General features: G+C 36.0%; 19 protein-coding genes. 4 read left to right on the plus strand and 15 right to left on the minus strand.

Annotation, left to right across the window (positions count from 1 at the left end):
* Window positions 1-159 (plus strand): transposase domain-containing protein (locus ACY9Z2_RS06370; protein ID WP_463609025.1); only part of this gene is annotated, 159 nt, incomplete at its 5' end.
* A 153-nt stretch (window positions 160-312) separates the two neighbouring features.
* On the opposite strand, the gene ACY9Z2_RS06375 is transcribed toward ACY9Z2_RS06370, so the two are convergent.
* From ACY9Z2_RS06375 to ACY9Z2_RS06385, 3 genes are all read right to left on the minus strand, one after another.
* A complete protein-coding gene (locus ACY9Z2_RS06375; protein ID WP_463608784.1) occupies window positions 313-669 on the minus strand; it encodes a HesB/IscA family protein in 357 nt (118 codons plus the stop codon).
* 124 nt (window positions 670-793) lie between these two features.
* A complete protein-coding gene (dapF, locus tag ACY9Z2_RS06380) occupies window positions 794-1,636 on the minus strand; it encodes a diaminopimelate epimerase (protein WP_463608785.1) in 843 nt (280 codons plus the stop codon).
* A 17-nt stretch (window positions 1,637-1,653) separates the two neighbouring features.
* Entirely contained in the window at window positions 1,654-1,983 is a 330-nt protein-coding gene (locus ACY9Z2_RS06385; protein ID WP_463608786.1) for a YuzD family protein, read from the minus strand.
* Between the two features lie 151 nt (window positions 1,984-2,134).
* On the opposite strand from ACY9Z2_RS06385, the gene ACY9Z2_RS06390 reads away from it, so the two are divergent.
* Window positions 2,135-2,359 (plus strand): NifU family protein, encoded by a 225-nt coding sequence (locus ACY9Z2_RS06390; RefSeq protein ID WP_430784520.1) that lies wholly within the window; start codon window positions 2,135-2,137, stop codon window positions 2,357-2,359.
* A 46-nt stretch (window positions 2,360-2,405) separates the two neighbouring features.
* Here ACY9Z2_RS06390 and ACY9Z2_RS06395 read toward each other — a convergent pair whose 3' ends face one another.
* The gene (locus tag ACY9Z2_RS06395) at window positions 2,406-3,371 is read right to left on the minus strand and encodes a protein kinase family protein (RefSeq protein ID WP_463608787.1); all 966 of its coding nucleotides are present in this window, start codon (window positions 3,369-3,371) and stop codon (window positions 2,406-2,408) included.
* 77 nt (window positions 3,372-3,448) lie between these two features.
* Here ACY9Z2_RS06395 and ACY9Z2_RS06400 point away from each other — a divergent pair, with 77 nt between their 5' ends.
* Window positions 3,449-3,961, plus strand: a complete 513-nt coding sequence (locus ACY9Z2_RS06400; protein ID WP_463608788.1) for a phosphatidylglycerophosphatase A family protein — start codon at window positions 3,449-3,451, stop codon at window positions 3,959-3,961.
* Window positions 3,962-4,074: 113 nt separating this feature from the next.
* On the opposite strand, the gene ACY9Z2_RS06405 is transcribed toward ACY9Z2_RS06400, so the two are convergent.
* Together ACY9Z2_RS06405 and ACY9Z2_RS06410 are read right to left on the minus strand one after the other, a co-directional pair.
* A complete protein-coding gene (locus ACY9Z2_RS06405; protein ID WP_463609026.1) occupies window positions 4,075-4,848 on the minus strand; it encodes a TIGR01457 family HAD-type hydrolase in 774 nt (257 codons plus the stop codon).
* 17 nt (window positions 4,849-4,865) lie between these two features.
* Window positions 4,866-5,303, minus strand: a complete 438-nt coding sequence (locus tag ACY9Z2_RS06410) for a DUF86 domain-containing protein (protein WP_463608789.1) — start codon at window positions 5,301-5,303, stop codon at window positions 4,866-4,868.
* Between the two features lie 112 nt (window positions 5,304-5,415).
* Here ACY9Z2_RS06410 and ACY9Z2_RS06415 point away from each other — a divergent pair, with 112 nt between their 5' ends.
* Window positions 5,416-5,682, plus strand: a complete 267-nt coding sequence (locus ACY9Z2_RS06415) for an SAV0927 family protein (RefSeq protein WP_463608790.1) — start codon at window positions 5,416-5,418, stop codon at window positions 5,680-5,682.
* A 244-nt stretch (window positions 5,683-5,926) separates the two neighbouring features.
* On the opposite strand, the gene ACY9Z2_RS06420 is transcribed toward ACY9Z2_RS06415, so the two are convergent.
* The 9 genes from ACY9Z2_RS06420 to ACY9Z2_RS06460 form a co-directional block, all read right to left on the minus strand.
* Window positions 5,927-6,553 carry a hypothetical protein gene (locus ACY9Z2_RS06420; protein WP_463608791.1) on the minus strand — a complete coding sequence of 209 codons (627 nt, stop codon included), beginning with the start codon at window positions 6,551-6,553 and terminating at the stop codon, window positions 5,927-5,929.
* A 199-nt stretch (window positions 6,554-6,752) separates the two neighbouring features.
* Window positions 6,753-7,553, minus strand: coding sequence for a hypothetical protein (locus ACY9Z2_RS06425; protein ID WP_463608792.1), 801 nt, complete (start codon window positions 7,551-7,553; stop codon window positions 6,753-6,755).
* A 258-nt stretch (window positions 7,554-7,811) separates the two neighbouring features.
* Window positions 7,812-9,158 carry a vWA domain-containing protein gene (locus ACY9Z2_RS06430; protein WP_463608793.1) on the minus strand — a complete coding sequence of 449 codons (1,347 nt, stop codon included), beginning with the start codon at window positions 9,156-9,158 and terminating at the stop codon, window positions 7,812-7,814.
* 260 nt (window positions 9,159-9,418) lie between these two features.
* A complete protein-coding gene (locus ACY9Z2_RS06435; protein ID WP_463608794.1) occupies window positions 9,419-9,778 on the minus strand; it encodes a hypothetical protein in 360 nt (119 codons plus the stop codon).
* A gap of 100 nt (window positions 9,779-9,878) precedes the next feature.
* The gene (locus ACY9Z2_RS06440; RefSeq protein ID WP_463608795.1) at window positions 9,879-10,199 is read right to left on the minus strand and encodes a hypothetical protein; all 321 of its coding nucleotides are present in this window, start codon (window positions 10,197-10,199) and stop codon (window positions 9,879-9,881) included.
* A gap of 686 nt (window positions 10,200-10,885) precedes the next feature.
* Window positions 10,886-11,179 carry a hypothetical protein gene (locus ACY9Z2_RS06445; RefSeq protein ID WP_463608796.1) on the minus strand — a complete coding sequence of 98 codons (294 nt, stop codon included), beginning with the start codon at window positions 11,177-11,179 and terminating at the stop codon, window positions 10,886-10,888.
* A gap of 24 nt (window positions 11,180-11,203) precedes the next feature.
* Window positions 11,204-11,569, minus strand: coding sequence for a hypothetical protein (locus ACY9Z2_RS06450; protein WP_463608797.1), 366 nt, complete (start codon window positions 11,567-11,569; stop codon window positions 11,204-11,206).
* Window positions 11,566-12,300: a hypothetical protein gene (locus ACY9Z2_RS06455; RefSeq protein WP_463608798.1), complete on the minus strand. Its 735-nt coding sequence runs from the start codon at window positions 12,298-12,300 to the stop codon at window positions 11,566-11,568. The genes ACY9Z2_RS06450 and ACY9Z2_RS06455 overlap by 4 nt, the downstream gene beginning before the upstream one ends.
* Complete coding sequence (locus ACY9Z2_RS06460; RefSeq protein WP_463608799.1) at window positions 12,246-12,722, minus strand: hypothetical protein; 477 nt, start codon at window positions 12,720-12,722, stop codon at window positions 12,246-12,248. The genes ACY9Z2_RS06455 and ACY9Z2_RS06460 overlap by 55 nt, the downstream gene beginning before the upstream one ends.
* Window positions 12,723-12,778: the final 56 nt, after the last annotated feature.

A 12,778-nucleotide genomic window follows, 5' to 3' on the forward strand; every position in this document is an offset into this window, starting at 1 on the left:
ACTGCGAAGGAGAACGGATTAAATCCATTCAACTATCTTCGTTACTTATTTGAGGTACTTCCCAACGTGGATACAACAAACAAAACGGAATTGGCGAGATTGCTTCCTTGGTCGCAATCCCTTCCAGAAGAATGCTGTGTACCATCTAAATCTGAATAAAGCATACATGAAATCCCCATCTAATTACAGGTGGGGATTATTTGACGCTTACATTTATAATACATTTTTACCATTTTTTCCAGTTAAACAGAGACGCACAAATCAAAAAAAGCCAGAACGCAAAACTTCCAGCGTCCTAGCCATACTAAAAAATTAACATTTCTCTGGGGATCCTTCGCGTTCTTTCGCTTTAAACGATGAACCGCAGCCACAGCTCACGATTGCGTTTGGATTATCGATAGAGAATCCGCCGCCCATCATGTTTTGTTTGAAGTCAATTTTTGTGCCTTCAATGATTGGGATGTCCTGTTTAAAAATAACAACAGGAAGTCCATTTATTTCGTCTACCATATCTAATTCTTCGTTAATATCATACTCAAATCCAAGGGAGTAGGATAAACCGCTACAGCCGCCACCTTTTATACCAAAGCGCAGACGTACATTTTCTTCCTCGCCTTGCATCATCTCTCTAATTTGCTCAACTGCTTGATCTGTAAATGTAACAACCATATTGCGCCCTCCTTTATCATCAGTATACAAATTGTAGCACAATCAATCAAATCATTGATTTTATAAAACTCGGCATTCGCCTTGTTTTATAGTGAATGCTAACTCTTTCTTATCATAATTTGTGTTATAAATAATATGTTCCATCTGCAATAATTTCTGCTTCACCGGTCATCCATACTTGACCGTCATCTGTCCACTTAATAACTAAATCACCGCCACTTAGATGTACCGTTATATCTTTATTTTTTTCCATAAATCCGTTCAAAATAGACGCAACTGCAGCAGCACATGCACCAGTGCCGCAAGCTTGGGTAATACCAGACCCACGTTCCCATACACGATAGTTCATTTCATTACTTGACAAAACTTCTACAAAACCAACATTAACCCTGTCAGGAAATCGTGAATCAGATTCTATTATTGGACCAAGTTCAGAAACAGGTGCATCCTCAATAGATGAAACGAAAAAAAGCGCATGCGGGTTCCCCATCGAAACACCTGTTATTTCTAACTCCGTGTCATTTACGATAAACGGTTCCGCCACCACTACATCACTTGCAGGTCCAATCATCGGAATCATCGCACGATTTAGTCGGGGTTTTCCCATATTAATCGTAACCTTACCACTTTCCGGGAAAACTTCCGCATCTACTATTCCAGATTTGGCTTGAATGTGAAATCTTGCCTGATTAACCAATCCACGGTCATACGCATATTTTGCAACACAACGTAACCCATTTCCGCAATTCTGGCCTTCGGAACCATCTTTATTAAAAATGCGCATTCCAATTTCAGCTTCTTCTGTAGGGTGAATTACAATTAACCCGTCAGAGCCAATGCCAGTATGAACATTCGATATTTCCCTGGCAATAAAAGGCAGTAATTCCTCCTCTAACTCTAATTGAAAAAAATCAAGATAAATATAATTATTTCCTAGCCCATGCATTTTAGTAAATGGAATCTTCATTACGTTTCCTCATTTCATTACGATTGCAATGGAATTTCATGTTTATCCAATTTTTGGTAAATTGTTTTTAAACGTGGAATGCCTTCAGCAACTAGTTCATCGTTAACAAATACGATTGGATAAAATAAATCCTCTTCAAAAATTCGTTCCACAAATAACCGATGCTTATCCTCTGTTTGTACTGCATTAATATCTATATAATCATAGCCAATTTCATCAGCGATATATTTTCTCCCTATAGCTGCTTGAAGCCACTCATACGTATCTTTAGAACCTGGAGCACCAACGCAACTCGCACATATTTGCTCTGCTCCGTAGACTGTTACCAAAATTTTCTTGTTCCCCATGGATAAACCTCCACAAATGTAGTTTCTTATATTTTACAAAATCTTTGATTAAAGATAAAATAAAATCAACTACTTATGAAAAGATGTAATTACCAATAGATTTTTTTTAGCATTCATCTTATAATGGTACATAGAAAGGAGAAGATGGATAATGCAAGAGCAAGTGCAAGAAGTCTTAAATAAATTACGCCCATTTTTACTACGAGATGGTGGAGATGTGGAGTTAATAGACGTTGATGAGAATGGCATTGTGCTTCTTCGTCTCATGGGTGCATGTGGGAACTGTCCTAGTTCTACCATCACACTAAAAGCAGGAATCGAACGCGCGTTAATCGCAGAAGTTCCTGGAGTAACTGAAATCGAACAAGTATTTTAATACCAAATAGATTGAAAGGCAAACTAATTACAGTTTGCCTTTTTTGTTACAGCCAATCCACTACAGGTAAATCCCACGATTTATAATCAACCGCTGCATTTTGGTAAAATTCCCGCATAAATTGTTCATATCGAATTTGTTTTTGTTGTAAATCGTTCAAACTTGTCAACAATGAATCATAGGAAGTAGAAGCAAACCCTTTTTCCATCAGGTCAAAAAAATGCACTGGATAAAGTAAACGAGCATAAAGTAACCGCCAGCTAAAAGCAGAAAGCTCTTGTTCCTTCTGATATTCTTCTATAAAATTATCAATACCATCCGCATCATGATATAAAACGCGATACCTAATATGTTCCGCAATGTCCCGGACTGGGTGGTCATAAATAAAATCACCACTCCACATTACGTCCCTATTACACTGATTCGTATAGCGTTTATGTGTTATCGTTCCTTGATCGCCTTCATGAAAACGACTATCAAATTCTGCTTCCTGCAAATATTGAATTGCGTTTTCACTTATCCCAATTACATATGGAAATATCTCTGACAATCTTCGGTGGTAGGGTGATTGATATAGTGCCTCATCCTGTTCGACCTTTTGTTCGAAGGCGGTCAATTTATTAATCCATAGCTGTTTCCAATGACCATAGCTCGCGTATTCCTGTGGCTCGTAAGGATACCCTGATCCGATTCGATGGAATTGCGCCAGCGCCTGACCATGGCTTAATCTATTTTCCCGATCTAATGGATGCATCTTCACCACAATATATTCTTCTCCCATAAACAACGTGGTCCATTCCTCGTTAATATTTTGAATAGGAACCACCGAATGGTTTACATTATTCTCAAACAGGTAATAGCCTAAAGCAAGCTGTTCCGGATGAATCGTTTCCTTGTTTTCAGCAGGAATGATAAAATAAATGTAATCATTTCCAATAAATCCTTCCGCCCCATCTAGGAAACAAGTACCTTCTGATTGGATACCATAATAAGTAGAAAGTAAATTTTTCACATATTTCCCCCCTTACACATTTACAATAAGTGTATGAGTACAAATGATAGAAAAATACGTTAGAATAGGTGATTTTAATGGAAAAAAATACAAAGCAAAGTCAATTAGAAGTAAAAGCTCGTGAATGGCTTACAGAGCGTGGAGTCACGTTAGATGATATAGCCGAATTGGTCTATTATTTACAATCAAAATATCATGAAAATCTAAGTATGGAGGATTGTCGTGAAAACGTTGACCGAGTCTTAACAAAGCGCGAGGTACAGAACGCAATCTTAACAGGCATACAGTTAGATAAGCTTGCAGAAGATAAAAAACTGGATTTTCCACTGCAACAAACCATCGAAACGGATGAGAGCCTGTATGGAGTGGATGAAATTATTGCATTATCAATCGTGAATGTTTACGGTTCCATTGGTTTTACGAACTACGGGTATATCGATAAGCAAAAGCCAGGTATTTTGCAACGCCTAAACGATAAATCAACTGGCGAATGCCATACATTTTTAGATGACATTGTCGGCGCAATCGCGGCTGCTGCATCCAGTAGACTGGCGCATGGTGTTAGAGATGCTGTGAAGTTGGATGACTGATTAGAAAAACTCGGCATTCGCCTCGACCTTAATAGCGAGTGCCCAAGTATTTCTTATAAGGTCTACCATAACTTATACTTGCTGACGTTATAGGAAAAGCTGTCTAACCTAGATTAGACAGCTTTATTTATCCATTCCATTAAATTTTTTACATAGTATGTTGGTTTTTCAGGTAATGTCGGATAATCATCGAATGGTGTTACTCCCGTGAATACCATCAACGTGTCCATACCTGCTCGAATTCCAGCCTTAATATCCGTATTGTAATTATCTCCAACCATAAGGGTTTCGCTTTGGGATAATCCAATTTTCTTAAGTGCTTGTTCCATAATAATGGGCTCCGGTTTTCCAACAAAAATAGGATTGACCCCTGTACTAACTGTAATAACAGATGATAACGCACCATTTCCCGGTAGCAAACCGAACTCTGTCGGAATTGCAGTATCACTATTCGTCGCTATAAATTTGGCACCATTACGAACAAACAAACTAGCTTGAGCTAACTTTTCATACGTAAGATTTCGATCAAATCCGACTACCACATAATCCGGATTCTCCTTGGTAACAGTTAAACCCGCTTTCTCAAGCGCATCATATAATCCTCGCTCTCCAATAACGTAAACACTAGCACCTGGATTTTCAGACTGAATGTAGCTCGCTGTAGCCATTCCCGATGTAAAAACATGCTCCTCTGTCGATGGAATTCCCATGTTCATAAGCTTATTCGATATATCAAGCGCAGACCTGGTTGAATTATTTGTACAAAATAGATACGGTAGATTTTTTTCATTCAAAAATTCAATAAACTCTTTAGCAGCGTGAATTCGCTCGTTTCCTTGGTACATCGTTCCATCTAAATCAACTAAATAACCTTTATATTCCTTCACCTTTAAAAACCCTTCTTTCACTCGTTTGAAAACGCGTTCGCAACGCCTAATTCATTGTCTAGATACGTACGAATTCGATTGCTAAATTGATGTAATTTTTCATTGTTGTTGTTCATTGTTTGCAAAAGATTCGCATGATCAATGTGCATATATTCTTTAACTAACATTGTCCGCAATTTAATTACCGCTTTATATCCATTTTGTTCGTTTTCAGGCAATACTTTTTCATCAACCAAAATATCAATGATATCTTCATAACTACCTGGATCACGCATAATAAATCCGTCAATCATCATATTACCAACATCCAAAATAGATTCAATGATCATATGGGTGGTTCGTTCAAGCATTAACTTTTTGCTAAACGATTCGAATGGTTGTTTGTTTATTTCCTGCAACAATTCGTTCATATATGTAAGTATTTCTTCAATTTTTTTACGGTCCACAAAATACATTTCGTCACTACCTCCACAACATTTGGTACCACAACTATACCATATATTCCATGAACGATTAATTGAAACGTGATATAGTAGGTAAAAAGATTGAATGGCCAGGAGGATTCGTATGACAAGTAAATATAGAGTGTTAACAGATGAAACAATGCAGCAGGAAGTACGCTATCTCAGCTTTGTTGGCAACTTTAACCGATATGATTTTGCAATTACAGATGATAAAGATAGTGGAAATAAATTGGTAATAGACATGCGAAAAAACCGTTTTGCAGTGTTGAGTAAAGAAGATTTAACGGAGGAAGGTGGAATTGAACACGCTTTTCATGTGACGGAGATAGAGGCGGATGAACTGCGGGAGTTTCTGAGGGAGAAGCTGTAGGGAAACCAATGCTTCAACTTGTGGTTGACGTTTTGATTTTTTTCAAGCTATTGCTATTCTTGCTTATATATATAACTCGTGGAATAAATTTAGGGCATTATTATTTCAAAACGTCTTCCTTTTTATTTTTCAACTTAAGGGTAAAAAAGCGGTCTTTATTAACACGGGGTTATTAATAATGCCGCTTTAGTAGAATTTCTATCGTTTTTGGTTTTTAAATACTTTAGGATTGTTACATACCTCCTTATCGTTGATTAAGCAGGCTTTCCGATATTTCTTTCATTTCCTCGCTTTCTTCAAGCGGTACGTCTTTCTTAAATTTTTCTTTTAATGCCCGAATTTCCATTGCTTCAGAATCCATACATGATAGCATCTTTTTTTGGTATCTCTTTAAACGAATAAATGTAAAGAATAATCTTGGATTAATCCAAATCTTAGAAAAAAGGTAATCCATTACCTTATCAATCTCTGATTCTGTTTCTAATTGAATCAAACTTTGTCTATGAGCAGCACGTGTGGTATCGACTATATTTTGGCGAAGGATTTTTTGATCTTCTTCAGTTATGATCTCTCTTTCAAATACCTCTTTTGAGAAATCTATCCCCTCTTTTACTTTTTTCTCAATTATTTCTTGATCCTGGATAATTGATTCTGGAACTTTTACAAACTGATTAAAAGCTTCTTGAATGTTTATTGGGGCATTAGATTTTACAAATGACTCTATCTTTTGCAATATTGCTAGTAATTTACTATATATTTTTTTGGTTGATGACGATGCCCACTGTGGACCAATATCTACTAATTTGGATACTGATGTACTGATAGAAATTGAAATCATATTTACTTTATGTACCTCTTCATAATTCGGCACTACCCCGTCATCCCTAATAACAAGGTATTCTATTGGTGGTGATAACAAAAAACAGTAATAAAATTTTCCTTGATAGCTTACTTTTGCTCTGAGATTATTAACCTTTTTTCTATTTTTTTATAGGGTTCTAATGCTTCTAACACATGCTTTGGTATATCTTCCATTTCTATCATTTAAAATCTCCTTTCCAGTTTTATTACTACCGAGGATTAAGTAATCTGTTCGATATTTCCTTCATTTCTTGTTTTTCCTCTAATGGTGTATCTATTGCTATTTCTTTTTCTAAGGCTTTGATTTCCACTGCTTCAGTGTCAGCATTTGAAAGCATCTTTTTCTGATATCGCTTTAAGCGAATAAAATTAATGAACAATTTTGGGTTGGTCCATATCCTAGTAAATAGGTAATCCATAACCTTTTCAATTTCGTATTCAGCTTCTAGTTGGAGCATGCTTTGACGATGTGCAGCACGAGTTGTGTCTACTATATTTTGGCGAAGGAATTTTTGATCCTCTTCTGTTACTACATTTCTCTCTAAAGCCTTTTCCGAATAATCAAGTCCTTCTCCTACTTTTTCTACAATTATTGATTGGTTCTGTAGAATAGAACTTGGAACATTCAAAAACTGTTCTAATGCCTTTTTAATATCTGTTGGGGCTTTTGCAGTGATTATATCATCCACTTGGTTTAATATTCCCTGTAACTTTTCATATCTCTTTTTTGTTGACGAAATACTCCAAGGAACTCCTGTATCAATTATTCGTCCCGCAGAAGTTGTAAAGGACATCGAAATTATATTTACTTTGTTAGCTTCGTTATAGGAGGGAATTTCACCATCTTCATGTACTACTAAATATTCAACTGGAGGGGATAACAAAAAACAATAGTAATACTTACCTCTGTAATAAAGCTTTGCTCGGAGATTATCAACTTTTTTCTTATCCTTTTTGTAAGGTTCTAATGCATCTAATACCTTTTTGGGTATATCTTCCATTTTTATCATTTTAAAGAATTTCCTTTCTGCAATTTTGTAGGTTTAGGTATTTAAATAATTACAGGTTTTGGCATTTATTCATTATGTATGTGCTATATTCCTCTTCCTCCAAATTTCTGGTTTCATTACTTTCCCCCTTCCAAATTATGCCTGCTTTTGTCTAAGTAACCTTCCTGCTCCATAAAATGATAACTGAATATAACACATACCTTTGATTAATATTAGAAAGCACCTTTAAACTACCAGTCTAAAGGTGCATGTTTAAGTCTAACCCTTCGCCTGCTCTTCCCTAATCTGGTCAATTAAATCGCTTGCCTTCTGTTTCTCTTCCTCAATTTTTTGTTCCAATGCATCTTCCTTGTTTTCATTAAATTGATCCAACTTTTCTTCTCTTTCCTCAATCAAACTTCTAACTTCTTCTGCAACCTTTTCCGTTACTTTCTTTGTCTGCTCTAATCCTTCTAATCCATTCAATAGTAAGCTATTTTCTTTATCAACAATATCTCTAAAATTGGCTGCAATGGCATCTAATTCATCGTTCATGTGGATAGCATCCCAGGTTAAATCGACACCTTCCATGGCACTCCACATATTCATTTCAGCTGCATCTAGCGCCTCGTCAATTTGGTCTCCAGCTATATCAACCAAATCCTTACCAGAGTCAACATTGGTAAACGTACCTCCACCAGCTTCAGCAACCTTTTTCAATTGTGCCTGCGCTTCATTTCCAACATTAAATCCAATGATATTGACTTCCGTTGCAATACCAGATTCGTGAAGTTGTTTCGCCGCTTGCACTGGATCTCCTCCACAAGTTTCTTCTCCATCACTGATGATATATACAACATTTTTCACATTGTCACCGGTGTTTCCTTGTAGATCCTTCTTCGCTGCTTTGATCGATGCTGCAAGAGGTGTCCATCCTGCCGGCTTAAATTTCGATAGCGACTTATTGAATGTTTTCTCATCATATGTACTTAATGGATAAACTACTTCGGTGCTGTTGCAAGACATCTTTTTATCTTCATCGCTACCTGTACCTTTATGCCCGTAGACACGAAGTAAGATTTTTGTATCAGTTGGCAAATCGGAAACAAATTTTTTCAGTGAATCTTTCGCAGCCTTCATTTTGATTTCGCCATTCACTGCAGCTCCCATACTACCACTCGCATCTAGTAATAATGCCACATGAAGCTTTTTTTCCTCTATGGGGGCTTCTTGTTCATCCCCATTTGTAGGGGCCCCATCTACTAAAAAAGAAGGGTTAAAATTCTCATATTCTTTCAGTGCTGGAGCATAATCAGCTGCCAACAAGTGGATGAGGTGGTTATATGCTTCATCCGCAGTAAGACCTTTCGGAAATGCCTCTATTGCTTCTTTTAATTTTTCCGGGTTCATATCCTCCGTTGTGAAGACCTTTCCAGGTCCTTCTTTTACCATTTGTTCTGGAGCAGTTGCAGCTTTGGGTGCTGTGGGCTTTTCTTTTTCTTCAGTTTCAGCTGCTTCTTTTGGTTTGACCTTATTGTCTATTTTCGATTCTTCGTTTGTACAACCTGTGATTACTAAAATAATAGCAAACAACAGAATTAAAAGATGTTTTCTTATATGTATCATTTTCTGCCTCCGATTCTATAAACTAGATAAAATATCATATAAAAAAATACATTACCGCGGAGATTATCAATTTGGATAAAATCCTCATTGTAGCACCTTTATTTATTTGGTCTCTTACTCTATTTCAAAGTTAAGATAGGTCATATTGGAAACATTGTTAATAGATAATTGAATTGGTTCTGTGAACATCATAAATATGAGACTAAAAGTACAAACCTTTCAGTATAGTAGCCCTCCGTTCTTTTCCGTTAATCCATTTACTACTTCCTGAAAGATGAATCATTAAAACGTTTAACCATTTTTTTTGAAACCCTGTCATATCCAATTAAATCCTCAAACTCTCTCCTATCCATTCCCATTTTCATACGTTTCTTTTCTACCATTCTACTAACAATGGTAAAAGGTAACCAAACCAATAACGCACATAATAGGTAACCAAAGAATAGGACTCCTGCTAATAACAAAACATGGTCACCATCCGCTTTTTGAAAATAAATAAAAATTCCTAACAATGCTATGATAGATAGCCCAGTCAAAAATATCTTAGCGCTATGCTGTTTCATTAAGTAATACGTATACATGGTTTGCAACTTTTGTAGTTCACGGTTTGTTTCTTCCATTTTTCATCACCTTTGACTTTATTTTACTATTATAAGACATGTTTTTTAGCTCTTGTCTTATTTACTATCAACATCAGTTACACATATTACTTCTTATTAATCACCAAATAAAAAAATGGAGAATAGCTATAAATACAACAATAGATGTAATTCTACCAAATGTCTGTATCAATACTTTCCCACTAAGACGATAGTCGTTTTTCTCCACATAAAATATAAGCATTGCAATGATCCCACCAAAAATAACAGCAGCTATATCTAAGTATAGTAACGGGTTATTCCAGGGTAAATTATATATATCTACAGCCCATTTACCTGTAATACTAAATCCAAAAAAGTAAAAGAAGGCAGGGACTCCCAGGACACTAGCAATCCCTGAAACTAGTCTAATATAATCCCATACTTCCTTTCTATCTTCCAATTTATTAAAACACCTCTTTCAATCTTTATAAAAAATTTCTATATGAATTCTAGGAGATATAAAAATAAACCGAACCCAATGATAAAAAATATTGATCTTTTAGCAGCCTTTAATGACACTTCTCCTTCTTTCCTGACATACGTGGCAAAAATAAATAATAAAACTAGCAAAATGCACAAAGTTGATGCAACTAACTGAAATGTCTGACTCGGGAAAGTTGTATGCCACCACCATCAACTGTCCTTTCTTTTGGAAAAATAATGAATGATAATATACCCCCACCAATTATTATTGATATGCTAGAGTATTGTATGAATTTCCAGAATTTATAATTCATTTTACTCACTTCCTAAGGCAGAATTAATCTTATTATCCGGTTTTATTGCTTCCACCGAAAGTAAGTAAAAATTCTAGATGCTCACTATTCAATGTAGCTAACGTAAAATGCTTTGATTAAATTGATTGATCTATTTCTTTCAAAAACAGAAGAAAAATTCTATGTTAGACCAATACTAACTCCCAGTTATAGCTTGGAGCAATTGTTAGGAAAGGTTGGAAAGTAAATTTGCTAACAACCACCAAATGTACCTTAGTGATTTCAGGGCCATCATTGCTCCTAAAAACAATATAATTATTAAAAACACCTTGGTATTTGCAAAAACATTCCACTATTAGGAAAAGTTTAATTATATCCACTGTAAAACCACAAAGAATATTCCAAATCCTATTGCAAATAACAATGCTCTTTTTGCTGCCTTAACTGAAACCTCGCCTTCTTTCAATACGTAAGTGGCAAAAATAAATAACAAAAGTAAGCTTCCACCTAAAATTGATAAAAATAATTGAATCGAAGGACTTGGAAATGTTGTATGCCAACCACCATCAGCAGTTCTTTCTTTTGGGAATATAAAAAACAAAATTATTGAACCTCCAACCAATATGGTTATACTAGAATACTGTAAGAACCTCCATAGTTTCATGAATTCACTTCCTCTTTAAAAACTTTAATTTTCCAAGCTTTTAATATACTCTTTTATTGCATTTTTTTCATTTGGTTTTAACTCATATTTCTTTAAATTTACTAAGTCTTTAGATTTTAGATTTATATTATTTTGAGTGTTTATATTATGTTGTAAATCGAGATTCAAGTTATTATATTTTGAAGAGTGGTCATTTAGAATATTCGGTTCCCCTTTAAAAATTTTACCTATTTGATCACTAATTGCTTTCTTTAAAGACTCGTATGCAAGTTGACCCTGATTTTTCCAAGTTTCTGCTTTAACGTCTAGCTTCATAAATAGAAAAGAGGCAACAACTCCTCCTGCGTAACTTTCCCATGAGCCGTTTCCAGAACCTGCAGCGTCTATCAAGAAGCTCGATGCTCCTCCAATGTTTGATCCAAGCAACGTGTAACCAATACCACCACCATATTTTTTGGTTGCAAAACTTGATAATGCTTTTTTAAAAATTGGGCCACCAATTGTGCTGTTAAAAATGTAATCAAAGCATCAGCTACTAATGTTCTTGGTGATCCAACATCACCTGTTGTAAGCCATTTTACACCTAATGAGCCAACATATGCAGCGAATGGTATTACTGAATTCTTTAACCAAGCTCCAGCCAAGAACCGAAAAGCCATACCTCTACCCCCTATGATCAATGCTAAAGCAAAATCCCGGGAAAATTTAGGTGCTATTTTTCCTGCTATTCTAAGAAATAACGAACTTCCTGTTGCTGAAAGCGCAAATGCTCCTAATAATCCGCCTCCGAATGACCATGCTAGAGCATGCATGAAAGAAAAGTCATCGGTTCCACCATTCAACAGGTAGTAACTACCACCCAAGATAGTCGCTCCTGCAATTACACCAGCAACTATTAGTCCTGTTAAAGCAACCGGTGATAATGCAATGATTACTATTACTAATGCAATTCCTGCAATAATGGCTCCAATAGTTTTAATTAAATCCTGAGCCCAATCTGGTAAATTGTTAAACCAATCAGAAATTCCTTCAATAATATTATTAACGCCTTCTGAAATCGCTTTACCTACATCAACCAGAAAATCCACTGTTGCATCAGTTGCATCTTTAATAGCTCCCAAGTGACATCAGCTGCTTCCTTTATTCCATCCCATGTTGCTTCTGCAGCATCTTTTATTCCATCCCAGAGATCATCTAAAAAATCCGATATTCCCGGATCATCCGCACCTGGGTTACTGGTACCTTCCTTTCCACCTATCTGTCCCTGTTCCCTTTCTTCTTTACTTACCTTAATTGCACCCACTGCAGCTACAATACCAACTACCAATCCTACTACACCCAATGCAATTAGTGCTGCTATAGCCGCTATAACTGTAACTATCGCGGCAACAGTTTTTATGAGGTCTTGAACAAAATCTGGTAGACTGTCCCACCACTCTTGTACTGTTTCAGCAAATTCCTCAATTGTATTTTTTGCCCACTCTCCAATATCTTGAGCACATTGACCAACATCTTTAGCGCATTCTACTACACTATCTTTCACGTCAACAAATGTATTCTTGATGTCTTCTCCAATGTCTTTTAGTTTATCCCATGCCT

Source organism: Virgibacillus sp. GM2-2 (assembly GCF_055329585.1).

Coding starts and splice junctions, on each gene's coding strand:
- ACY9Z2_RS06375 (WP_463608784.1), bottom strand. CDS start 669: ATGGTTGTTACATTTACAGATCAAGCAGTTGAGCAAATTAGAGAGATG.
- dapF (WP_463608785.1), bottom strand. CDS start 1,636: ATGAAGATTCCATTTACTAAAATGCATGGGCTAGGAAATAATTATATT.
- ACY9Z2_RS06385 (WP_463608786.1), bottom strand. CDS start 1,983: ATGGGGAACAAGAAAATTTTGGTAACAGTCTACGGAGCAGAGCAAATA.
- ACY9Z2_RS06390 (WP_430784520.1), top strand. CDS start 2,135: ATGCAAGAGCAAGTGCAAGAAGTCTTAAATAAATTACGCCCATTTTTA.
- ACY9Z2_RS06400 (WP_463608788.1), top strand. CDS start 3,449: ATGGAAAAAAATACAAAGCAAAGTCAATTAGAAGTAAAAGCTCGTGAA.
- ACY9Z2_RS06410 (WP_463608789.1), bottom strand. CDS start 5,303: ATGTATTTTGTGGACCGTAAAAAAATTGAAGAAATACTTACATATATG.
- ACY9Z2_RS06415 (WP_463608790.1), top strand. CDS start 5,416: ATGACAAGTAAATATAGAGTGTTAACAGATGAAACAATGCAGCAGGAA.
- ACY9Z2_RS06425 (WP_463608792.1), bottom strand. CDS start 7,553: ATGATAAAAATGGAAGATATACCCAAAAAGGTATTAGATGCATTAGAA.
- ACY9Z2_RS06430 (WP_463608793.1), bottom strand. CDS start 9,158: ATGATACATATAAGAAAACATCTTTTAATTCTGTTGTTTGCTATTATT.
- ACY9Z2_RS06435 (WP_463608794.1), bottom strand. CDS start 9,778: ATGGAAGAAACAAACCGTGAACTACAAAAGTTGCAAACCATGTATACG.
- ACY9Z2_RS06445 (WP_463608796.1), bottom strand. CDS start 11,179: ATGAAACTATGGAGGTTCTTACAGTATTCTAGTATAACCATATTGGTT.